The sequence below is a fragment of the Bifidobacterium tsurumiense genome (genome assembly GCF_000741765.1).
Lineage (GTDB): Bacteria > Actinomycetota > Actinomycetes > Actinomycetales > Bifidobacteriaceae > Bifidobacterium > Bifidobacterium tsurumiense.
Map to the genome: position 1 here is coordinate 293482 of NZ_JGZU01000003.1, position 24609 is coordinate 318090.

At 53.5% G+C, this 24609-nt stretch carries 17 protein-coding genes; 8 read left to right on the forward strand and 9 right to left on the reverse strand.

Going from position 1 to position 24609, the window contains the following annotated elements; translation table 11 throughout:
* Window positions 1-6: 6 nt before the first annotated feature.
* Entirely contained in the window at window positions 7-5727 is a 5721-nt protein-coding gene (locus BITS_RS02015) for an endo-alpha-N-acetylgalactosaminidase family protein (RefSeq protein WP_238556521.1), read from the reverse strand.
* Window positions 5728-6515: 788 nt separating this feature from the next.
* On the opposite strand from BITS_RS02015, the gene rpsP reads away from it, so the two are divergent.
* Genes rpsP through trmD form a run of 4 tightly spaced genes read left to right on the forward strand, consistent with a single transcriptional unit; the run spans window position 6516 to window position 8823 of the window.
* Window positions 6516-6980, forward strand: coding sequence for a 30S ribosomal protein S16 (gene rpsP, locus BITS_RS02025; protein WP_026642795.1), 465 nt, complete (start codon window positions 6516-6518; stop codon window positions 6978-6980).
* 2 nt (window positions 6981-6982) lie between these two features.
* Window positions 6983-7219 carry an RNA-binding protein gene (locus BITS_RS02030; protein ID WP_026642794.1) on the forward strand — a complete coding sequence of 79 codons (237 nt, stop codon included), beginning with the start codon at window positions 6983-6985 and terminating at the stop codon, window positions 7217-7219.
* 7 nt (window positions 7220-7226) lie between these two features.
* The gene (gene rimM, locus BITS_RS02035) at window positions 7227-7808 is read left to right on the forward strand and encodes a ribosome maturation factor RimM (protein WP_044259224.1); all 582 of its coding nucleotides are present in this window, start codon (window positions 7227-7229) and stop codon (window positions 7806-7808) included.
* Between the two features lie 43 nt (window positions 7809-7851).
* Complete coding sequence (trmD, locus tag BITS_RS02040) at window positions 7852-8823, forward strand: tRNA (guanosine(37)-N1)-methyltransferase TrmD (RefSeq protein ID WP_044259226.1); 972 nt, start codon at window positions 7852-7854, stop codon at window positions 8821-8823.
* A 138-nt stretch (window positions 8824-8961) separates the two neighbouring features.
* Here the strand turns inward: trmD and rsmD are convergent, their stop codons facing one another.
* From rsmD to rpmB, 7 genes are all read right to left on the reverse strand, one after another.
* Window positions 8962-9657, reverse strand: a complete 696-nt coding sequence (gene rsmD, locus BITS_RS02045; RefSeq protein WP_407712187.1) for a 16S rRNA (guanine(966)-N(2))-methyltransferase RsmD — start codon at window positions 9655-9657, stop codon at window positions 8962-8964.
* 166 nt (window positions 9658-9823) lie between these two features.
* Entirely contained in the window at window positions 9824-10423 is a 600-nt protein-coding gene (locus tag BITS_RS02050; protein ID WP_026642790.1) for a nitroreductase family protein, read from the reverse strand.
* Between the two features lie 370 nt (window positions 10424-10793).
* Window positions 10794-12212, reverse strand: a complete 1419-nt coding sequence (gene uriT / locus BITS_RS02055) for a uridine transporter UriT (RefSeq protein ID WP_026642789.1) — start codon at window positions 12210-12212, stop codon at window positions 10794-10796.
* A 281-nt stretch (window positions 12213-12493) separates the two neighbouring features.
* A complete protein-coding gene (gene uriH / locus BITS_RS02060) occupies window positions 12494-13432 on the reverse strand; it encodes a uridine-preferring nucleoside hydrolase UriH (protein WP_026642788.1) in 939 nt (312 codons plus the stop codon).
* A 178-nt stretch (window positions 13433-13610) separates the two neighbouring features.
* Complete coding sequence (locus BITS_RS02065; protein WP_034534432.1) at window positions 13611-14732, reverse strand: PfkB family carbohydrate kinase; 1122 nt, start codon at window positions 14730-14732, stop codon at window positions 13611-13613.
* Window positions 14733-14879: 147 nt separating this feature from the next.
* Window positions 14880-17297 (reverse strand): ATP-dependent DNA helicase RecG, encoded by a 2418-nt coding sequence (locus BITS_RS02070; RefSeq protein ID WP_026642786.1) that lies wholly within the window; start codon window positions 17295-17297, stop codon window positions 14880-14882.
* 148 nt (window positions 17298-17445) lie between these two features.
* A complete protein-coding gene (rpmB, locus tag BITS_RS02075) occupies window positions 17446-17640 on the reverse strand; it encodes a 50S ribosomal protein L28 (RefSeq protein ID WP_026642784.1) in 195 nt (64 codons plus the stop codon).
* A 351-nt stretch (window positions 17641-17991) separates the two neighbouring features.
* On the opposite strand from rpmB, the gene BITS_RS02080 reads away from it, so the two are divergent.
* Window positions 17992-19038, forward strand: coding sequence for a PfkB family carbohydrate kinase (locus BITS_RS02080; protein ID WP_026642783.1), 1047 nt, complete (start codon window positions 17992-17994; stop codon window positions 19036-19038).
* A gap of 224 nt (window positions 19039-19262) precedes the next feature.
* Complete coding sequence (locus BITS_RS02085; protein ID WP_407712184.1) at window positions 19263-20513, forward strand: MFS transporter; 1251 nt, start codon at window positions 19263-19265, stop codon at window positions 20511-20513.
* Between the two features lie 153 nt (window positions 20514-20666).
* On the opposite strand, the gene BITS_RS02090 is transcribed toward BITS_RS02085, so the two are convergent.
* Window positions 20667-21689 (reverse strand): helix-turn-helix transcriptional regulator, encoded by a 1023-nt coding sequence (locus BITS_RS02090; protein ID WP_026642781.1) that lies wholly within the window; start codon window positions 21687-21689, stop codon window positions 20667-20669.
* A gap of 269 nt (window positions 21690-21958) precedes the next feature.
* On the opposite strand from BITS_RS02090, the gene BITS_RS02100 reads away from it, so the two are divergent.
* Together BITS_RS02100 and BITS_RS02110 are read left to right on the forward strand one after the other, a co-directional pair.
* The gene (locus tag BITS_RS02100; RefSeq protein WP_026642780.1) at window positions 21959-23260 is read left to right on the forward strand and encodes a DUF2974 domain-containing protein; all 1302 of its coding nucleotides are present in this window, start codon (window positions 21959-21961) and stop codon (window positions 23258-23260) included.
* Between the two features lie 190 nt (window positions 23261-23450).
* Window positions 23451-24476, forward strand: a complete 1026-nt coding sequence (locus BITS_RS02110; protein WP_026642778.1) for an adenosine deaminase — start codon at window positions 23451-23453, stop codon at window positions 24474-24476.
* Window positions 24477-24609: the final 133 nt, after the last annotated feature.

Below are 24609 nucleotides of genomic sequence, written 5' to 3' on the forward strand. Positions count from 1 at the left end.
CCGGCATTAGCGGCGGAAGCGCCTCCTTCCCAGTGCCACTGCGCCAGCGACTGCTGCGATAATCGACAGCGCTGCGATCACGGCAATATCCGAACCCGTGCGGCTGAGCTTGGAGATGCGTCGCGTGGAGTTGGAGCCCTTGCCAGAGTCGTCCTTGTTCTCAGAGGACTGTTCTGCCGGGCGCTGCTCCAAAGCCTTCAGCGCATCCTGCACTGACTGCAATGCCGCATCCACCTCTTCCTGCGTTGCCTGCTCATTGTCCAGTACAGCTTGTGCAGCCAACATGGCCTTGCGCAGAGCCGCTGCCGAGGCATTGGTATAAGCCTGCAAATCCAGAGCCTTCGCCTGATTCACTGCTGCCTGGAGCTCGCTCTTGGTCACTTGGCCGGGCTCTTCAGGTTCGGTCTTGACAGGAACCAAAGCCTGAGCCGCTGCTCTCAGAGCTTGCAATGCAGCATCCACTTCATCCTGAGCGACATCGGCATTGGCTAACACGCCATTGGCCGCCGTCAAAGCCGCGCTGAATGCCTTCCAGGATTCCGTAGTGTAATCCGCTTCCTTCAAGGCTTGAACAGCATTTACCTGAGTCTGCAATGCGCTCTTATCCACATCCGAACTTGGATTAGTCCTGACCAAGCCCTTGATTGCGGTTTCGAGATTGTACTGAGCCAAGAGCACGTCATACAATTCCGCATCCTCATCACCAGATTCAGTCTTTGCTGCGGCAAGAGCTTCACTCAACTCAGCCCAGCTATCTTCTGTGTAATCACTTTCAACAAGCGATTCCGTCGAAGCGATCAAGGCATTGAGATCGGTCTTGTCGACCGGGATTTCGACAGGATCAACATCGCGATCCGTGGTCAGACGCAATTCGGCAGCGGAAGCGAACATATTGATTTGAGTTTCACCACTACCCGCAGTTTCCGTTGCGGTAATGCGCACAGAGGTTACATTTGCAACACCTGCACTGCTTGCTGGTCTTGTCATAGTGTCACTGGGGAAAGTGACCTTCTGCCACTTCGTTGCGGTGTTGAAGGTGCCATCGGTGATAATCTGCTGCGTCGCTCCATCCGCAAAGGTCAAGGTAATATTGAATTTCTTGATCTTTCCGTTCATGTTATCTCCGCCAGATCGAGGCAGATAACGCAGGCCTGTAATAGTTGTCGGCTCATTGAGATTGAACTGATACCAGGCGTTGCCCCGGCTCAACGAGTCCACGCCCCATTCAGTATGCCAGATTGTGCCCGGCAACCCATCCTGAGCCAAGTCAACAGGACCTTCATCGGGATATCCCTGTTGGGCGCTACCTGCTGACACCGTATATTGATCGGCCGCAACATCATAAGCATCGCTTCCGTCATTATTCGGCGCGTTCTGCATGTAGGATTCCAACGCTTCCAGCAAGCCGTACGCCCTGGTGAAATCATCACTATTGGCACCGTTCTTGTCGATCATCGCACGGACCTTGGCAAGGGTCTTCTGGTAGGTAACCCAAGCCTCAGCGCTGACATCAGCCTCCTTGGTGTCGTAGACATCGGTCACCGCCTTGAGCTTCTCTTCAACTGCGTCCTTATCCTTGGCTTCTTCGTCGACGCGCTCGACCTTGAGGTTGTCAAGCACGAAATCCTTGTAACCGCCGAAGTTCGCTGCATTACCTGAGGTGCCTTGGGTGTCCGGAGCATTCGACGTCGAGTAGATGCCGAACCATGAATCCCCATTCACGTCACCGGTGATTTCGAATTCGTAATGTCCGGTGTCGCCAAGATGCTTCTCCAGATCAGTGAGCTGCGCACCATTGGTGGCGAACTCGCCCTGACCTACTGCAAGTGCATAGGCGCCATCCGAGCCGCTTTGGTAGTCGAAGGAGATCTTGTACTTGCGGCCGGCATCAAACTTCACGTTCTGGGGAATCGTCTGGTAGACCAGAGTTCCCTTTTGCGTCAAGCCGTTGATCTTGACAGACCAATCGCCCTGCAGCACATCGTCCATCTTCTTGACATCCCAACCGGCCTGGGTGTAAGGAGCATGAAGTTCGGAGAGATGCACGCGGTTGTCTTCCACACCTTCGGATCCGGAAATCACGAACGGCCAGATACCTTGCGCATTGTTCTCGAAATCATTGGTGAGAGAAACCAGCGAGCCGCTTGAATCAGTGGTGATGCCGTTATATGCATTGGCCACAACTCGAACATCATCGTAATATACGTCCCCATCGCCCTTGTGAGCGAGGTTCAAAGTGACCTCACCGCTTTCGGGGGCATCGAAGAACACATACATATTCTGGAAGTAGCTCGTGCCATCCACTGTCGCCGAATTGGTGTTATGCGTATATGCCTTGATGTAATTCTTGGCAATGCTACGTGCGGTGGCATTGGTCGCCAGCACCTTGCCGTCATGCATAACCGTCATCGTGGCGTCGCCATCGGAACGGTTATCCACACCCACATAGACTGCATAACGCGTTCCAGGCGTCAGGTCGGTCAGCTGTTGAGTTGCAGAAACAGTACCGGTGAGCTTGAGCATCGGGTTGCTGTACTGGCTCTTGGCAATAGTGGCCTGTCCGTCACCGTCAATTGCCCAATCCTCGCCGAGGGCCTGTTCGCCGCCGTTGAAACCGGCATCCACCAAGTGCATGCCTGTGCTCCATGTGACATTGATCTGCTTGGGAGCAGCGTCACCCTTCACGACAACATACGGAGTTTCTGCATCAGCGGTAAGCGTGATCTTGCCATTGGCAACAGCAACAACCTGTTCGTCGGCCCTGCCGAGATCCGTCAGTTTGTAGACCTTGACATTGCTCAGATTCTGCCAGTCGGAAGGCAGTGTCCACTCAGTCGTTCCGCCAGCGGTATTCCAGTGGTAGAGCTTCTGATCCTTGTCGGCCACGAACTCGCCGGTCTGTGCATCCCACAGCCATGGCAGCAGATACGATTCATTGCCGGTACCGGTACCATCTCCACGGGAGACAGCTCCTGTAGAGATCACAGTACCGTTCAGCGTAATCGTGCGATTGCGGTACGCAGCATCAGAGGAGTTGTTGGAACCACGGGCAAGTGTGACCACATTGCCGGAATCATCCTTCAACTCAATGAATTCGTTGCCGTTATTGACCGAAGGATCCTGCACAGAAGAGGGATCCAGAGGGCTGTTCACCCAGCGGTTCACCTTGAAATGCTGAATGAACTTGGTGGAAACATCATGGGTAAAGAGGTTGGTGACATACGCATCGTAATCGTTGCGTCCCTGCCATCCCTCAAAATCCTTCATATTGTATCCGCCGAGTAGTGGCGCATTGGCCGCTCCACCGTAATTCGGATAATCTCCAACCCAGCTGTCCTTCTGATGATTGCGCAGGAAGCGCATGACCTGCGAATTCTCGCCCTTCATGCCCTTTCCGCCGTAGGTGAGATCAGCCGCCCAGTGCTGGAAGGTCGAGTCATATTCGTTGCCTGCACCCCATTCAGTGGTCATACGCCAACCGTTGTCGTTGATCATCTTCGACATCTTGCGAGTTTCCCAAGAATCCTCAGTACCGGAAGTCTGGTTGCCCCAGACGTCCAGGTAGATGAAGTCCATATTGTCGCCGACTTCAGCCTTGAGCTCTGCAAAACGGTTCAATCTGGAATTAGAAGCCAGATCATAGATGCCATCGATGCCGACACCCTGATCAAGCCAGTTCCAGCCATAGCGCAGCCCACCGGATGCGTTGCGTCGAACCATATCCTCATCAAAAGCCTTGGCTTCTGGATACATTTCCGAGGCATTGACGTGGACACCGAAGCGAGCGCCGTACTTGGCACCCTCTGTCATCAGCGTATTCATATCGGTTGCGCCACCGATGCGCTGACCGATATCGCCGTAGTCCGGGTGTCCTGAGTCATGACCTTCATTGCCGTAGCCCTTGAGCAGCACGGATTGTCCGAGGCCATCGGTGTTCAGAGCCACCTTCTTGACATTATCGAGTGTTGTCAGGAATGGATTCTGCGCCTGGCCGCCGAAGTTCATGGCAATACGCCACGCGACGAGTTCCGGCACTTCTTCCGACTTGTATGGATTGTTCATGATGGTGCGGTATGCCAGAGCGCCATCCTGCCAATTCACTACGCCGTCGGAGTTTTCGTCACCGGTTATGGCAACCGCCATCTTCGGCATATCGGTCTCGCTGACGGTATAGCTGCGTTTCTTGGAATCCTTCACCACGCGCTGGTAATACCAAGGTGCGCTTGAAAGCCCCAGAGAATTGTCGCCGTCCACCACCTGGGTGTTTGCCTGAACGCGGGTATTCTGCGAACCGCCTGCGATGCCGTTGGCCGCAGTGGTGCCGTCATGTTCTGAATTGCTCCACAATCCGGCGCTTAACGAATCGGCGGAGATGAAACCATAGGCGTAGTCTCCCTTGTCGCCGATTGTGGTGTCATCGTTGACAGGGAAATTCGTATCGCCGTTGACTGTGGTGTTCGAAGACATGCGAGCACCCGTGAATTGCGCATCCTGCTGGCTGCTGCGCACGGAAATCAGGCTGTGTTCAGGGAAGGACAGCGTTTGAATCGGATGTTCATCGCCCGCTTTGTTCTCGATCTTGGTGACATCGAAATGCAGGGCGTTGCCCTTGACCTCCATGACCACAGTGATCTTCGCGTCGATATGCTGCTCTTGGTTCTGCACTGTCAACACATAGGTTGCCTTGGAACCAGCCACATCCAACGTGACATTGTCATCCGTGAGCTGCATTTCCGTGCCATTGATATTCACCTTGCGAATGTCGTTGGCCTGGCCATACATAATACGATTATCCAGCTTCTTCATGGTGTATTGCTGGACTGACGGGAAGTGCTTGTTGATCAGCACATCCATGTCTTCGCTGGAAATCTTCTCCGTTTCGTAAGCCGCAGCCGCGCTGAGGGTTACGTCCTGACCGCTCACATCAGCATCCACGACTTGCACCGTCTTCGAGGCTTCTTGATATCCGCTGGCACCGACGGTTATCGTGTATTCTCCTGCAGGCAGATCGGCGAAGCTCCATGCGCCATCGGCACCGGTGGTCACCGTTGTCTGACCGGACATACGAACGCGGGCTCCGGAAATTGGAGTGCCGTCGCTCTTACGTACTACGCCGCTTATGGCATAGGTGCTCTGCGTTTCGCTTTGGTCACGCAAATACATATCAGTAAGTTCACTGCCCCAAGCACTCGCCTTCATAGCGAGCTTGTCACTCATGATGCCGACCATTGCTGAATATGGGACATCGAATGCCTTGGTGCCGTCAACCGTGAGCGTCGCAGTGGTACCGGTCCAAGTGATATCGACTTGTGTTTCGACATTGGCAGCGGGCGCCGCTACGCGGGATCCGCTATACCAAGTGCCGTCACCGCCATAACGCTGCCAGAACCATCCATCCTTGTCGAACCCGATGAACAGTCCACTATTGGGATTCTTATATCCCAAATAGAAACCAAAGCGATTCTTCGAACCATCCTGCGGGGATTTGATAATGGCGTGATATTCGCCTGCTTGAGTGAAATCGAACGTGCCGTCGTTGGCTGCGACGATGGGATATTGACTGGCGTCAGTCGTGCTATTGCCGTTCGACGCACCGGCCTTCAAATGGCGCCAAACGCCGTCGGTGATCTCGAGGACCTCTCCTCCTTTGGATGTTGCTGAATCAATGGTCCAACCGATGTCGGTTGCAGCACGATCGGCAACCGCCACCGCACTAGCACTGTTCACCTGTGTCAGTGCTCTTACAATGCGCTGCGTTTCCCCGAGGATAGCGGACCCGTATTCACGGTTACGCCCGCCACCGGAGAAAACGTGAGTGCAGCGGCTATGGCACCGGATACAAGACGTTTCATATTGGGTGTGCTTCCTTTCTCATCATCGAGATGTGCGCATCCTTCACCCAGCTCCTCTCTGAGCCGCAAAACGACAGCAAGTGAAGAATTACGTAAGTAGAGTTTACAATAAACTTGCATACAGCGGCAAGTCTTGCGGGATTTTGCTGAGAATATCGTTGGAATTCATTGATAAATTACATAATCCAAGTAGAATCCTCAGACGACGGCTGAGTCAGCAATACTTACAATTAAGTGAATGCATAGGTGATATATAGCGTCTTACAAAACAGTGCTAACAATGAACAATGGCGACAAGAGCGAATATGGACAGTGATTTCCACCGCGTACATCACATTGAAATCGATACGATATGCCTTCATTACAGGCATCACCAAGCACGATGACAATACGGGAGAAAAGGCAGAACCTCCCGATTTCAATGCTGCGAGCATGCGCCATTCGGCTTGCATCTCATAAACGTTGGCGGCATACAACGCATGTGCCACAGAACGCATGACAGGACGTTTCGAATATCCATCCCCATACGTTATAATGGAGCGGTTATTCGCATATGGAGCGCCCTCTAACCCTGCATACTGCGAGGAACACGTGGGTTCTCGTGTTGAAGTGCCCCACACCAAACCGAAAACCTGACAACCCTAGTTAACAAGGAGAGCCATTTTGGCAACCAAGATTCGTCTGAAGCGAATGGGCAAGAAGTTCTATGCCTTCTACCGCGTGGTCATCACCGATTCCCGCAACAAGCGTGACGGTCGTTCCATCGAAGAGATCGGCATCTACGATCCTAATAAGCAGCCCTCGCTGATTCAGATCGATTCCGATCGTGCACAGTACTGGCTGGGCGTTGGCGCACAGCCTTCCGAGCCTGTACTCAAGCTGCTGAAGATTACTGGTGATTGGCAGAAGTTCAAGGGTCTTGAAGGCGCCGAAGGCACCCTCAAGGTCGCTGAAGCCGGCCCTGACGCCGCCGCTCGCGTGGAGGCAGTCGAAAACCAGGCTCAGAAGCTCAAGGCTGCAAAGTCTGAGGCTGAGGCCAAGGCAAAGGCTGAAGCCGAGGCTGCTGCTGAAGCAGAAGAAGCTCCTGCTGAAGAAGCCGCAGCTGAAACCGAAGAAAAGGCTGAATAATCATGCTCGCCCAGGCTGTTGAACATCTCATCAAAAACATCGTTGATTTTCCTGACGATGTTTCCGTGAAATCCCATGAGAACTCACGCGGCGAACTGCTGCGCGTGCGTGTGAACCCTGAAGATATCGGCCGTGTTATTGGCCGCAGTGGACGCACCGCAAACGCGATTCGCACTGTGGTGCAGGCTTTGGCCGAAGACCACAAGGTGCGCGTTGACATCATGGACGTACGCAGGTGAGATAAGCGTGGTGCGTCAAGAACATTCTGACAACCCTCAGCAGCTTGAACTGCTGAGGGTCTGTCGTATCGGCAGGGCGCAAGGACTCAAAGGCGAAGTCAATGTGTTCGCATTTACCGATGATCCCGAATATCGTTTCGCTCCCGGTTCCGTGCTCTATACACAGGATGGGTCACGAGAGTTCGTGGTCAATGCCTCACGGAGTCATAAAAATCGGTGGATCCTGCATTTCGACGGTGTCAACGACCGTAATGCCTCAGAAGCGCTCAATGGCATCGAGTTATTCGGCGAACCGGATGACCCCGAAGATATGGCCGAAGAAGATGCTTGGTATCCGAGGGATCTCATCGGTTTGGAAGCCCGCATGGACTCCGAGAACCAATTGGGGCGTGCCGCCGACGAAGTTATTGGCACCGTGGTTGACGTGCTTGATGGAACAGCACAATCGCTGCTCAAGATTCGTTTGTCCAATCCGACAACCGATGAGCGTACCGTACTGGTCCCCTTTGTGGATGCTTTGGTCCCGGAAATCGATCTCGACGAGGGGTATCTCACGCTCGATCCCCCGGGCGGCTTCCCAGGTCTGTAAGAGCGAAGCTACCGCGACTGCGGTAGCTCACGGTAGGCTAGCCATGCATATCGACATTGTCTCCGTATTCCCAGAGTATTTTGACGTTCTCAATCTCAGTCTCTTTGGCAAAGCGCAAGACAAGGGTCTTATCGAGGTCCATTCGCATAATTTGCGCGATTGGACGCATGATGTGCATCATTCAGTGGATGATACGCCGGTGGGCGGCGGCGCCGGAATGGTAATGAAGCCTGAAGTCTGGGCCGAATGTCTCGATGAATTGCTCGGATTAGATGCAATGAACCAGCAAGTTAGCGGCCAAGATGTGCCTGCTCACAAGAACTCTGTGACAGATTCGAGAACATCAGAATCTCAGCCTTCCACCGTGGCATCACAGACCGAGAAACCGACAGAGAACCCCATAAGCGGTGACTCATGCCCAGCATCATCCGTTGTTCACGATGAGACCATGGGCAACAGACCAGTGCTCATTTTCCCCAATCCCATCCGCTCCCCCTCTTCCACCCAGCGCGATGCCACTGATCTCAGTGGTGCCAGGCATCTGATATTTGGCTGCGGACGATATGAGGGATATGACGCTCGAATTCCTGATTACTACCGTTCCCAAGGTATTGACGTCCGAGAATACTCCATAGGAGATTATGTGCTCAACGGTGGTGAGGTAGCAACAAGCGTAATGCTGGAAGCCATTACGCGTCTGCTTCCAGGTTTTATGGGCAATCCCGATTCGATTGTGGAAGAGTCATACACTGGTGGCAATGCCCTGCTTGAGCATCGCCAATACACTCGTCCCGCAACATGGAGGGGTCTGAGCGTACCCGATATCCTATTGTCAGGTGACCACGGCAAAGTGGACCGTTTCCGACGAGACGAAGCCTTGCAGCGTACGAGTCAAATCCGCCCTGATCTCATTGAACGACTTGACTGCCGCAGCCTGGATAAAGCGGATAGGAAAATGCTTATGTCCTTGGGTTGGGAAGTGTCCGGCAATACGCCTCGACGTTTGCACAAATAGCCGTGCTCATCCTCTGCTGTACACTCCCCATGCCGCACCATGTTGTTCTTCGTGGCAATGATCGCCACCCTGCACAGCTTGCAACAACGCGCACTGCTGTCAGGCAGTTGCCGAACAGGTCAAGACCCGAGAGCTTATTTATTCATCACCTTGCTGCGAAGGCAGGGATTCGATGTAATACACGGCTGTCTCCCCATACACCCTGCGCTCGGATATCTGCCATCCCTCAGGCGGCACCGGCTGCTCAGAACGCGCTGAACGTTCCAAAACGATAAGCGCATCAGGATCAAGCATATGTGCCCCCACCATATTGCCCAATAATTCTTCGCAATCCTCAGTGCTCACAGCATACGGAGGATCAATGAACACCACATCAAATGCGGAGCCGGAATATCGCTCTACATAGCGTTCCGCTTTGCCTCGCACCGCCACGGCGCGCATATCATTACTCCAAGCCGAATGCCGTTTCAGTGATGTCAAGGTTTTTGCAATGGCTGCCGTCATCGGCGCGGCGGACTCGACCGAAACGAGCTCCTGCCCGCCGCGGCTCATCGCCTCGATTCCCAAAGCTCCTGTGCCGGCGTAGAGATCCAGGATTCTGGCATCCCTCAACACTCCCCAAGCATCCAGCCGGGAGAAAATGGCTTCTTTGGTACGGTCGGTGGTCGGTCTGGTTCCTGCTTTTGCCGCTTCTAAAGCCACACCTTTAAATCGCCCTGCGATAACATGCATATCCTCACTGTACCGTGCCCCATTATCAACTCGTTTTCGCCCCTGTATCCATTCAACCGAACTTGGTCGGCATATAAGGGAATCAGAAAATCCACATTGCATTACCTCGATTATCGAGTCAAACGCATTGTGGCCGTTATCAGAAGCAGGAATCACCACGGGCAAGACCCGCCATGAGATCGATTCGCCCTAGGGCACAAAAATAGGCGGCCATATGGCCGCCTATCGGTTGCTGAGACCGTTATCCCCTAGCGAGAGAAGCGGAAGATCAGAGTCCGAAAACCTTTACGCGTTCGTCAATAGGAGCGTGCTCTGCTTCACCGGCAGGATCGACAATGTCTCCGAATGGCATCTGAGCCAGCAGATTCCAGTGCTCAGGCAATTCGAAGGCTGCACGCACAGCATCGTTGATCAGGGGGTTGTAGTGTTGCAGGGATGCGCCCAGACCCGCCTCAGACAGCGCAGTCCACACAGCAAACTGCAACATACCGTTGGCCTGCTGAGCCCAGACCGGGAAATTATCCGCATACAGAGGGAACTTCTCCACCAAGCCATCGGTTACCGTGGTGTCATCGAAGTAGAGCACGGTTCCATGCGCGGCTGCGAAGGAATCGATCTTCTGAGAGGTCTGCTTGAAAGCTTCCTCATCGTCCACAACCTTGCGCAAGGAATCCTTGACGATATCCCACACCTTCTTGTGTCCTTCGCCAAACAGCACCACGACGCGCTGGGGCTGTGAATTAAAGGCGCTAGGAACCTTGACAGTGATGTCCTTGACCAGCTTGGCGACATCTTCATCCGACACCTTGGAAGTGCCGGTCAAAGAATACTGCGAATGACGGGTGGAAATTGATGCGAGTGTGGACATAGGTAACCTCCTGCATGAGTCGCATATATGCGGATACAACCGCATTCCTCTAACGTTTCTTGTACCTGCCTCATCGTTCTGAGTGCTGCAAACATTCCAGCACAGCACACCAGACTTGAGTCAGCGAGTGTCATCTTCAGACTACCGCCGTGATATTGGAAGCCAACAGCGGTTTCACTTGTGGAGTAACCATAAACATGACAGCGTATGCTTTCGGAAACTGCAACCTCCGGCTTTCAAAGCCGTATTCCACTCAGTCGGCATATGCAAGCTTCACAGAGTATCACGCTTCAGCCATGAATTGAACAATGCAAGAAACACTCGGGGCCACGATTTCTCGTGGCCCCGAGCTCATGTTGGCTTTCGACCGTTACTCCGCAATTCGTTCCGGATCAGGAATCAGGAATGAGCAGGCGAAAGCGGCAAGCAGCAGCACCCCGCCGACGATAATTGCACTGACATATCCGGTGGTCTGGCCGGCACTATTGGCAAATCCTTGCATGAAGGCGTACAGCACCGCATAGCTCAATCCAGCGCCAAGATTAAAGGCGCCGGCATTCATACCAGGCAAATATCCAGGATTATCTTTCGGAGAAAGCACAATGCCCAAACCGTTGAGCATAATATTGGCCGTTCCCGCATAGCTGGCTCCCAATACCACGGACAATGCCACCAAACCCCATGTCGATGGGACGAAGGCGACATAGATTCCCAAGAGCAATGCAAGAATGGTCACGACTTGACCAATTCGCAACACCATGCGGTATCCGTATCGGCTGGCAAGAATGCCTGAGACCGGACCAAATACCAATCCGATAATGGCGTATGGCGTAAGCGTGAAGAAGGAGACCACATCGGCGCCCATTCCAGCGCCGAATTGCGCATCTTGCGCAAGTGCGGGCACAACGCCATTCATCACTGCGAAAACGCCGGTCATGGTCAATAACGTTGTGGCCAGCAATCCCCAGGTCCGGCGCTGTTTCATATATGTGGTGGAAACCATAGGCGTGTCCGAGTGCTCTTCGACTTTCCAGAAGACGATGAAGAAGATCACGGCAAGAACCACCATTATCGCCACCAAAACCCAATTGGCTTCCCCGAGTTTCCCGATCTCATTGATCGCCAGGTACAGCGTCACAAAGGCGACGCTTAATGCACCGACTCCAATCCAGTCCATACGAGGCGTTTCTTCAGCAGTAGATTCATCAGCAAATGCGAACACACCGGCAATGGCGGCTGCACACACCACAGCCATGGTCCAGAATACGGAGCGGAAACCAAAAGTACCGGCAAGCCACCCACCCAGCAAGGCATCAACACCAGCTATGCCGCCGTTGACCGAAGTGAGGATGGCCATCAAGCGGGCGTACCTCTTCTCATCGGGCACACGGACGCGCAACATTATCAGGCACAGTGGCACAATCGGCCCAGCCGTCCCTTGAAGCACTCGCGCAATCATGAGTACGGTGACATTCGGCGCCAATGCGGAAAGCACGCAGCCTATTGCCGTCACCGTCAACATGCCCAGCAGCACCCGTTTGCGCCCTGCGAGATCAGCCAATCGAGGCAGGAACAAAGAGAACAACGCCGCAGCGGTGAAGAACACCGTCTGTGTCAGACCGATCTGGCCTGATGTGGTATTCAACTCGCGCTCCATGGTCGTCAAGGCCGGAGAAAGCATAGAGGCATTGAGTTGGAATGCAAAGATGGCCACCATAAGGGCACACATCAAAGCCCATATGGACGAGCGGCTCTGCGGCCGCATGGTTTGTGAAGATACTTGTGACATAATTTCCTGTTTCCTATTCTTCTTTCCTTGATTCGCTATGCATTAGCAACCATTGCGCATAGATAGTGACTGCGTATCGGTGATCACTGTGCATTGGCCATCACTGTGGATCGATCATCACTGCGGATCGCTTATGACTGTGGATTGGTAGTCACAGCGCATTGCTAGTCACTGCTGATGAGTCGTCACAGCGCACCGGCTCCCACATTCCCTTGGTATGGGAATGGCCGCCCTCTTTGCCTATGCATGGGGGCAATGCAACCTTCCCCAACAAGCGAACGTCAACCGATACGCTTGATGGCGTCGATAATCAGATCCCAGAACTTGTCAAAGTCGAGAGCAACCGCGACCTGTGTATGGCACTGCTCGGCACTAGGTTCAGGGCCTCGCAAATCGGCAACGGTCATTCCCAAAGTGAGGTCGCCGTGCAATTCCACATCAACAGGGCAACGGCGCGTGGTCATCACGGATCTATCGATGAGGTAGGCAACCGTGCAAGGATCATGCACTGGCGGGTCAACGAAATCTTGGTTATTGCGATACGCTTCACGGAAGAAGTCCATCAGTCCACTGGCAAATGACGACACATCGGTTCCCAACGCATCGATGCGAGACTGAACCTCGGGAGTGCATAGCGCCTGATGGGTCAGATCCAAGCCGACCATGGTCACAGGCCATGATTCGTTGAATACCACATGGGCCGCCTCTGGATCCACCTTGATATTGAATTCTGCGACCGCGCTCCAATTGCCCACATGGTAACCGCCGCCCATAAGCACCACTTCTTTGACGCGCTTAACAATGCGCGGTTCCAAGCGTACCGCCATGGCTATATTGGTCAGCGGACCCGTAGGAACCAGAGTTATGGTGCCTGGCTCGTTATTCATAATGGTTTCGATAATCCAGTTCACCGCATGACCTTGATCCAAGGGTCTCGTCGGCTCCGGAAGCTCGACTCCGTCCAAACCCGTCTCACCGTGAACATCCGCAGCCACTTCCAATGGACGAACCAAAGGATGGCCACAACCTTGATGCACGGGAATCTCGGTTGCCTGCGCTTTTTCCAGTACCGCGCGGGCATTGTAGGTGACCTTGTCCAGGCTCTGATTGCCTCCGACAGTGGTCACACCGATCAAATCAATATTGGGATTGCCTACTGCAAGCAGAATCGCCATTGCATCATCATGCCCGGGATCACAGTCCAGGATGATCTTGTCCATATTCACTCCTTCGTGTATTTTCATATCGCATTGCGCTCAAACCCTGCCGTGACCTCTCAGTACACAGATCCGCATCGATCGCGTCAGGATTTTGCAACATGTGCATAAACTTATGTTTACCTATTCAAACAGTTGTTTACCTCAGAATACACCGATGTCGTATCGGCTGCAACAACGGCTACAGGCTCTGCGTCGTTATTCGCCCGGACTGCTCGATAACAGCTTCAATATCCATATATTCATGCACCGATTCAATGGAATCGCAGCTCATAAACGACGCCGCAGCTGCGCACTTCCCTTGCAATTCCGCATCATAGCCTTCCAGCCAAGCCCAAGCCAAAGCCCCCATCGCTGCATCCCCGGAACCATTGGCATTGCCCTTGACATAGCGGCTATCCGAATACAGCCACAGACCTTCAGAACAGCCGAATATCATTCCCACGCCCGCTATGCCCACCAGAACGCGAGAGACCCCAGCTTCCAAAATACGGCGAGCGCATTCGATGCCGCTATCCACATCCTGCGCCTTGATCCCGGATATCGCCTCCGATTCAGCTGTGTCCAGCACCAAGGCTTCCAGCCTAGCAAGCACATTGCGCAGGCGCACAGCTTTTTCTTCGCTGACCGCCCTTGCAAACAAGGGGCGATCAACATGGCCGCATAGCCATTCAATCGCTTCAGCCTGCAAATTGGTATCCAAAACCAGCATTTCGGCATTGGTAATGACCGGCAGCCGTTCTTCAAGGAATGCAGGGGTCATATGTGCGAATATGCCCATGTCGTCAAGCGCTATGGCACGAGAACCATCCGTGCAGTTGATATACATATACGATGCGGTCGCACTGCCGGAAAGCTGTTGCGAATAGGCGATATCCATACCGCGATTCGCCGCTTCTATTTTGAACTGTTCACCGTTATGATCATCGCCATATACGGAAATAAAGCTATTGGTGACTCCTAGTTGCTGCAACGCCACAGCGATATTGCGCCCAACTCCGCCGATCACATAGTGCACATGGCCAGGATTGGAACTGTATTGCGTGATATCGCGAGAGGCTTCCCCCATAACATCCATGCTGACGCCACCCACAACAGCGACATAACGCTCAGGGGCGAGGATATATCCTTTGCCGCGTACATAGCCCTTTTTGGTGAGATTGGAGATATGGGCGGCCACGCCGGAACGCGTTATCCCCGCGAGTTGCGCGAGTTCCTGCTGGCTGATCATGGGATTCTGACGGATCCACTCATAAATCTGCCGTTCGCGCTCAGTTGCTGGTTCGGATTGATTACCGCTCATCGCCACGTTCCCCCTATCAGCACTAATACTACATATAGTATGTTTACACTGCGCTGTGACCATACTCCCAGAGTTACCAATATTATGCCAATTCGCACACCTTCACGCAGGCGATATCGCACACTACAAGCATGAATCACAACCCACTCAGCCGCTCACTAACTGCGATTCGCCGCCACGCATAAGATCCAGCACTGCACCTGCCAACTCAGGTTCCTGCAACACCTCGGGATGCGAATCCAATAGCTTTTCCGCAAACTCGTGCGCTCCGACGATCATATCCGCATCCTGCACCACGCGGAGCAGCTTAAGACTGGATTTCACGCCAGCCTGAGCATCACCCAGCACATCGCCTGCACCGCGTAGCTGCAAATCCGCTTGTGCGATTTCAGCACCGTCCAAGGTGCCTTGCACAACATCCAAGCGCTGTTCAGCGAGACTTCCAGGTTGTGCAATGCGCGATATGAGAAAGGCCCAAGATGCCGTGCCGCCACGCCCCACGCGACCTCGCAGCTGATGCAACTGTGCCAAACCGAAGCGGTCGGCGTCAAAAATAACGATGCAACTCGCCTGAGGCACATCAACACCAACTTCGATTACCGTGGTGGCCACAAGGATCGGAGTCACACCGGTTGAGAAATCAGCCATTATTCGTTGCTTATCCTCATCGCTATCCCTGCCGGTCAAGGTTGCGAAAGACACTCCCTGGAATTGAGCCAGTCCTTCAAGCCTGTCACGAATGCCCACCACCGAATGCGGCTCTGGACGCGTCTGCGCATCGTCTTCCTCGCCAATCGGCGTACTCATGCCATCCGACGCGATATCACCGCCTTCATCATCCTCATCAATGCGCGGACACACCACATACACGCGCTCCCCCGCGTCAATGCGCTTGCGAATATGGGAGAACATGCGCACCATCGTGGATGAATCCTCTTCATGAACCACCACGGTTCGTATGGGCTTTCGTCCTCCCGGCAGTTCAGTGAGCCAGGAGATATCCAGATTGCCAAACCATGTCATTGCAGCCGACCGCGGAATAGGGGTTGCCGTCATCACCAGAGTATGAGGCAAGCGCTCACCCTGCGATCGCAAGGCACTGCGCTGCTCAACGCCGAATCGGTGCTGTTCGTCTATTACGGTCAAAGCCAGATTCGGAGCCTGGAAGCTTTTGGAAAATGCAGCATGTGTTGCTACCACAATGCAGGGCACTCCGCTGGCAACCTGAGCCAATGCCTTGCGCCGTGCAGCTAGCTTCATACCGCCAGTCAACAAAATAACCGGCACCGATTCGCCATCTTCCGTTTCAGACAGCCCTGCCACCATCCTTGAAATGGTTCCCATATGCTGTTCAGCCAACACTTGCGTGGGGGCAACCAAAACGGCCTGATACCCAGAACCCACAGCCTGCAGTATCGCAGCAAGCGCCACAACGGTTTTCCCTGAACCGACTTCACCTTGGAGCAGACGCTGCATGGGATATTCGCGTCCCATATCAGAGACGATGTCCTCGATGACCTCGCGCTGCCCATGAGTAAGCGCAAATGGCAAGTCGGCAATAAATTCTTCGAGCAATACTCGAGAGGAACACACATATGAACGCGACTGCCTGTCCTGTTGACGCATCTGCACCACAGCAACCTGGGAGATGAACGCTTCTTCATAGCGAAGCGTATGCAGTCCACGTTTGAACTGCTCCACTGACTGTGGATCATGAATGGCCCAAAACGCGTCATAGCGGTGCATCAGCTTTGCCGTAGTCCTGACGATTTCGGGAAGAATATCAGGAACTGCAGTACTGGTCTGTGGCCATGCACGCCCAGAATCCAGCTGCGTCGCTGCAGGATGCGTATTGTCATCCATCACCATCGCCATGATTTCCGGTTCACCGCTCGAACCAGCCGACATATTCTGCGCATCCCTCTCATCCATCGACTCGCTGTCTGCCAAACGAGCAAGGAGATCCAGTATGGTTTCATGGATGATATCACTCGAGATGCGCGAACTCGCATGGTATACAGGGCGTGGTCGAGTAACTCGCCTCAGACCTTCTTCTTCGGTGTCCACATCGAATACGCTGCGCTCGGCATCTTGGGTCGCAGCATCGTCATGATATGCCACCGTAAGCACATCGGGATGCGTGAATTGCAATCTCCCATTGAACAGGCTCGGCTCTCCTGAAACAACGAGCCGCGTCCCTATGCGCATACGGGAAAGCAACCAATCAATATAGTGCTTTTTATATGAGAAAAACACCAATATGGCCGTTGAAGGAGCGGATTGCCGCCTTTGCGCATATCCTGCATCATCCACCGCCACCTGCACGCGGTAGCCACGCCGAGCATTCATCGGAATTGCCCTGACATCACGAACTTCAGCAGCAAAGGCCATGCGATTCCCTGCCACGGCCTGCCGCAAAGCCAACATAGGAACAGGATCGGCGACGCGAAATGGGTAGTAGGTCAAGGCGTCCCCCACACTGACGACACCCAAGGCCTTCAGCGCATGTACGCGTCTGGAGTTGGTGAGCACCGAAGACAATGGTGTGTGCAAGGTGAGGTTCATAACTCCATTCTTATCAGCACAGAAGACAGCAATCCGGACACAAGACGGCCGACTGGGCACCTGTACGGACTGCGTAGTGACAGCCCAATAATGCAAAAGTCCCGAATACCTTGTGGTATCCGGGACTTGTAAGCGTCTATCTCGCGATTCACGCGGCCACGCGCTGAACCTTGCCTGCCTTGAGGCATTTTGCGCACACGCGGACACGGACGTTCTGACCGTCGATCGTGGTGCGAACTGGCTGGAGGTTCGGCCTGAAGGTGCGCTTATTGCGGATATGCGAATGCGAAACGGTGAAACCGGTCTGCGGTCCCTTGCCGCACACTGCGCAACGAGCTGCCATGATGGACTCCCTATTACTATTGACTTGCAAGTCTTGCGATGCCCGAAGCGTACGCAAAAGCATCCGTCCGAACACACAACTTCACTACTATACCGCGAGGCTGGACAATACGCAAATAACTTTGTTGCCACCAACCACACTGCGGTGCATCCACTCGCCCAACAATACAGCACACGGTCGAAGTCGATCCGCGAAATCCGCGTCCAGACCCACATCCCGCCCTGTTTTCTCACACTCTGCACCGATCCACATTCCCAGCCAACACTCAGCCCACAGCGGTAGAACTCTAATACACCGGACGGCATTGGCGGATCTTCTCTCGCCGTCTGAACCGACAATGAGGAGGTTGACATGCTCCAAAATTTACTGTCCAACCTGACTTCGAACGAAGAGCCTACCGCTTCGGTCATTTCTCTGGGCCAAATCTGGGTTGACATCATGATGGATGTTGACGACATGCCCTCTTCCGGGGGTTTCACGGTAGCCCGATCAACCCATCCTGCAATAGGCGGGAGCTATCGCGTGCTTCAAGCCGCAAGTCGCATGGGCTCTCCTGCCAAGCATGCCGGAATAATAGGAAACGGCATCTGGGGAACTGCAGTACGCAATGCACTCAACGAACAAGGCATTGAACACATCGGCCCCGATCGACTCGACTCGGATACCGGATTCAGACTGGTCTTGCGAAATGAGAATGACAAGAGTTTCATAGCGACCTATGGAGCCGAATCCCAAGGGGATGAAAGCAGCTTCAGTCAGTTAGATCCGCAGCCTGGCGATATCGTGCATATCAGCGGCAATTCGCTGATGGATCATTCCGCCGCCGGAATCGATGATTTTCTGCATGAAGCCGGCAACGATCCGCACCAACGTCCCTATCGCATAGTGCTCAATCCAACTAACTCATTGCATATGGTGAGCGATCATTTGCTCGAGGACACGGTTCTGGTCCGACCTATTTGGTCTTGCAACCGGCAGGAAGCGCGCACCCTTGCAGAACGATTGGGCGTTCCTTACGACAAGGAGTCCGGCATAACCGTGGGCGGTGGCTTCGACAAGGCCATGTCTCAATTATGCGAATCCTTGGGTTCAACACTCAGAGCCCCACTGATTGTCCGCGCAGGCTCCCGAGGTGTTTGGCTGCGCGAACCGGGAGGACAGGTCAGCCATATCGAAGGCTTCCCCACCAAACCAACTCATACCCGTTCGGCAGGATCATGCCACACCGGTGCCTTCTGTGCCATGTTGGCCCAAGGTTGGTCGATGCCGGATGCCGCTCGCATTGCCAATGCAGCAGCATCCTTGGCCATTGATCACAATATTGCAGGCATACCCAACTGCCCCGGCAAAGAGGAGGCATTGGCTCTATTGGAAAATGCAAATAAACCTGCCGATTAGCGTGCGGATGCTCTTGGCGCGTTGCATATATCCAAAGCAACGGCACCAATCCATGCATAGCTCATATGCACGTTCGCGATGCACAACAAGCAGCGTTGCCCATCGCGAAAATCAACCCGGCATGCGATTCACCCAAAGTTCATGTACAGGCATGATTGACAGGCCTTCGCGCCCGTAGGATGGGAAGAGCACCAATCACAGGAGCACCAATCACAGGAGGACCAATGAGCGCACGAATGACCACACGAGAAAAACAATGGATTCTCTACGACGTGGGAAATTCGGCATTCGTGCTGCTCTCCACAGCAGTCGTGCCGATATATGCCAATTCGCTGCTCGAGGCCGCAGGACAAAGCAATATCGTGTCCACTTGGGGATATGCACAGACCATAGCCTCTCTGGTCATAGCATTGCTGATGCCGTTGCTTGGATCATTAGCCGATGTGCAAGGCATGAAGGTCAAATTCTTCATCGGATTCTTCGGCACAGGCGCGGTGGCCTGTTGCGCTCTTGCGCTTCCCTTGGCGTGGCTTCCATTCCTCGTCATATGCGTGATTGCGACGATCGGTTTGAACGGTTCGCTAACCTTCTACGACGCAATGCTCATCGACACCACGAGCCACGACCGGTTCGACAAAGTATCTTCCCATGGATTCGCCTGGGGCTACATCGGCTCCACAATTCCGTTTATCGCTTCGATAGCCTTGATTTTCCTAGGCCCAGACCTGCTGGGATGGTCCGCGGCAGCCTGCACTCAGGCGACGTTCATCATCACGGCCATCTGGTGGGTTGCATTCACCATCCCTCTGCTATCCGGATATAAGCAAGTGCATTACCGCGTGACCACCGATCATATGGCTCAAGCCGTTCGAGGAACATTCTCAGAATTACGCAATACATTCCGAGATATCGTGCGCAACAAACCATTGTGGATGTTCATGATTGCATTCTTCTTCTATATTGACGCCGTCAATACGGTAATTTCCATGAGTACCTCGTACGGTACTCAACTCGGCATCGATTCCACACAACTCGTCGCGGCCCTGCTGGTGACCCAGTTCGTCGCATTCCCCTGTGCCATCGCCTACGGCAAGCTTTCCTCGAGATTCGGTGCCAAAACCATGATTCTCACTGCCGTCATCGCCTATTTATGCATTGTCTTCTTTGCGTCCTTCTTCCTGAAAACGGCAACGGAATTCTGGATACTCGCCATTCTCGTTGGCATGTTCCAAGGCGGCATACAAGCCTTGTCTCGTTCGTATTACGGCAAGCTGATCCCGAAGAACAAGGCGAATGAATACTACGGTTTCTACGATATTTTCGGCAAAACCGCATCAATAATCGGAACATTCCTTGTTGCCACGACCACTTCGATCACAGGGAACGCCTCTATCGGCGTGCTATCCATCGCACTGCTCCTGGTCGCGGCTTTGGTCTTCCTGCTCTTGCAGAAGGATCCCACGAGCAAGGACTAGATTCGGAAATCTCTACCTCGCGGTTGCAAGCGCTCTATCGCAGCGTTGCCCAGCTGACAACGGGGTGGACGCTCGCACGATACCCTGGCAAACGCCCACCCGTCACGCCGGCTGGGCCGCCTCCCGCAAGGCAGAAGGCGCATTTGACGGCAATTACCGTTCCTTATGATCTTTGAACATTTGGATCAGAATACTGGCTATTGCACAGCACAGCCCTCCGATAACCCATGCCAGCCAGAAGAGGCCATGTCCACTGCCCCAGCCGTTCGACCAGTCAGTCGCATCACTCGGCATATCCCCCGTGAACAGGATCCACAGACCGATAATCGTTGAAATCATCATGATGATTCCGCACACGGCACCGGTGAGCTTGTTGTAATATGCATCGCGATTGCTTTCAGACACATCGCCGTGCTCGTCGGTCGCGTTGTATTTTTCGATATCGAGACTGCTGTGCATGATGCCGAAATATGTGACCGACCCCACTCCCAATGCACCGCATGAGAGCATTATGGCAACGGGCCAGCCGTCTGATACTCCTAGGACTTCGGAGCAATACACCATCACCAGAAACCCGACGATCACTGCGACCAAGCCGCCCACCACACCGTATGCAAGCTGACGCGAGGCTCGTGAACGGTCCTCATTCGTGTAGAAATCTTCGATAAACGGATGTCTATGCTTGAAATCACCATGTGCCATCCCTGTTGGGATAAGCAATGCCAAACCAATAGCCACACCGATGAACACGCATAGCGGCATCAGGAATTCATTCAGCGGTGTCTTCCCGATGATTGAATTCTCGCTATCGAAGAGATTTGCCGCTGCGATACCGAGAATCATGGAGAAAATGCCAAGAGTCATACGCAAGGCAAACCTGCGCATATGATCCCCATAACCGACCATATCTTCCACAGGACCCTCAGTCGGTGCGGTGACGGACAGCCGTTCGCTCGAAGACGTTGACTGCAATCCACGGACATCTCCCATAACTAGATCATCCAGACTGCAACCGAAAACATCGCAGATAACCAATAGCTTATCCATTTCCGGATAGGCCTTGCCCGATTCCCATTTGCTGATTGCCTGTCGCGATACGCCCAGCAACATCGCCAAGCGTTCCTGAGTCAAATTACGACTGGACCTCAAATACTGCAAATTCTGTGTGAAACCCATCGTGACCACCTCCCCGTGATCGTCATACCAGAAATTTTACTCGTGTGTTCCGGTATCTTCCAGCCTGTCAGATCGCCCGGTTGCATGCCACCATCTTTGAGTTGCAATTGCCTGTGCAACCAAAAATATCGTGCAACCGATGGTGTCATCGGCGGACTCAATGGTTGATTCGGCAATGAAAGCCATGGTCCTCGGGTTCCCCGTATCACCGGCAGTCATACAATGGTCATGGCTGTCACCAAGACTTTGGCACATGCCAAGGAGGTCCGATGTCGAATATCATTGACTACGCCAACATTGCCGTTGAGGATTTCACCGAACGACCCATAACCGACGCAGATGCACTGATATTGGCGTGCCTTGCCTATGAGCGGATGCCCGATATTGTGCCACCACTCGACTTCGTCGAAGAACAATCCGGAACTCGGTTACGTCGTCTGCGCAACGCATCATGGCGTCACCCCATTGCAAGCGTACGCAATATTATGCACGCTGAATTCAAAGGCCCGACTCTCGAAGAAATCGCACACACCCTCAGCCCCGAGGATTTCGACGTAACAACCGGGCACACCGGTTTGGGCGACCCCAAGCTCACCGAAGAGCTGTTCAACACGGTGGCACGAAGTCCACGACTGCGCGACATCCGAGTGAGCGCCTATGTCGAACTATTTGATGCAGAACATGAAACGCAATTCTCTGCGCAGACGATGCGGCTGCAAGACGGTACGCTAGTCGTGGTGTTTCGAGGAACCGACGATTCTTTGGTCGGATGGAAAGAGGACTTCAATATGTCCTATCAATATCCGGTTCCCGCTCAGCAATCCGCCGCTGCCTATGTGCAACGCATCGCCGCAATCTGGGACGGCCCCATTGTTCTCACAGGCCATTCCAAAGGAGGCAATCTCGCCATATATGCAGCCATGAATGCCAGCGAATCGGTAGATCAACGAATCACGCGAATTTATTCCATGGACGGCCCAGGCTTTCTCGACGCTGTGGCACATAGCGCGGCTTATGACCATATCCGCACGCGCATACGCAAGATCATTCCCGACGCTTCGATTGTCGGCATGATTCTGCACACTCCTGAACCCACTCAAGTCGTGGTTTCCGACCAGACCGGAGTCATGCAACATCTGGCGTTCTCTTGGCAAATGCAAGACCAGCCGGATTCCCCGTCTTCTCAAACGGCACAAGCGCACACACCGTCTGGCTCAAACCATAAATCCGCAATTGCTTTTCTACGCGAAGGCCGATTCCTTCATGCCGATAGCATTGCTCCGGGATCACAAGAATTCAATACCTCGCTGTGCAATTGGATGGACACTCTGAGCCCGCAACAGCTCAAACGCACCGTGGACGCAATGTTCGGAATCCTTGCTGCAAGCGGCGTGCAGAATCTCACCGCAATGGTTTCTGTGCTGCCAAAAGCGATCCCTAATATGATCGGCTCATTCACGGGCTTATCGGATGAAGACAGACGGAATCTCACCTATTTCACCAATCTGTTGTTCAGGGCTTCATTGCCGAGGAATATTTTGAGAATCCCATGGTTCGGAGCAAATCGGTAGTCCTTGGATTCGGCGCATTTCCCAATTTGGAAGTTCCTGTCCCCGATTCTGCGCAAGCTCCGGCATTACCTTGCGGCCAACAGCGCCAGACATCTGCCGACGCAACGACACCGAACGGCATTTCGACTGTGCACACATCATTCATTAGTATCTCTTCCAACAACACATTTGAAAACCCAAAGGAGCCGACATGGTAACTGCACTGGAGCATCAGGCGATCCTGGACCTGCCGAAAACCGAATTGCATATTCATATCGAAGGAACACTTGAGCCGGAGCTCGCATTGGAATTGGCCGCACGCAATGGCATCACACTGCCCTGGTCAACCTTGGAAGAGTTGCGTGCCCAATACGACTTCGTCAATCTGCAATCCTTCCTTGACCTGTATTACCAGCTCATGTCCACACTGCGCACAGCACAGGATTTCCGCGACCTGATGCTCGCCTATCTGGAGCACGCACATCACGACGGCATACGTCATGCCGAAATATTCTTCGACCCGCAAGTGCATATCAACAACGGACTGGAATTCGATACCGTCATGGATGGCCTACTCGAAGGTCTATCCATAGGGCGCGAACGCTACGGCATTACAGGAGGTCTTATCGCCTGTATCGTGCGCGATCTTCCTGTGACATCCGCAATGGACACGCTGAAAGCATTGGAATCTCGTCGTGAAGACTTGCTCGGCATAGGACTGGATTCGGCAGAGGTCGGATACCCTCCGTCATTATTCACTGAGGTATTCAGCCGGGCACGTGAGCTTGGCTTGCATGTTGTCGCTCATGCCGGTGAAGAGGGGCCTGCCTCGTATGTTATTGAAGCCCTCGATCAATTGCAGGTGGAACGCATCGACCATGGTATCCGTTGCAGTGACGATCAGGATCTCATGCACAGGCTCGCTTCCTCGGATATTGCATTGACATCATGCCCGCTTTCGAATCGCAGACTGCAGGTTGTGCAAGACTTGCGCGAACTTCCTTTGCATCAATTCTTGGAAGGAGGAATCCGCGTAACGGTGAATTCAGACGATCCTGCGTATTTTGGCGGTTATCTTGCAGCGAATTATGAAGCCCTGATCGACTCAGGCTACTCCTTGCGGGAATGCGCCGCATTCTGCCGCAATGGCATCGAGGCAAGTTTCATAGGCAACCGGCGTCAAGCGGTATTATTCGAGGAATACGAACGTTGGTGTGCGCAATATCTCAATGAATAACGCAATTCTTCGCCTGTGATGTAGTAGCATGTGCTTACAACATGACGTGCTATGTCAGCGCGTCATGCGGCCTATTCATTGAACAACCATACCTTTACGCTACGCAGCGTGGCATGAGCTCAGAGCGATTGCA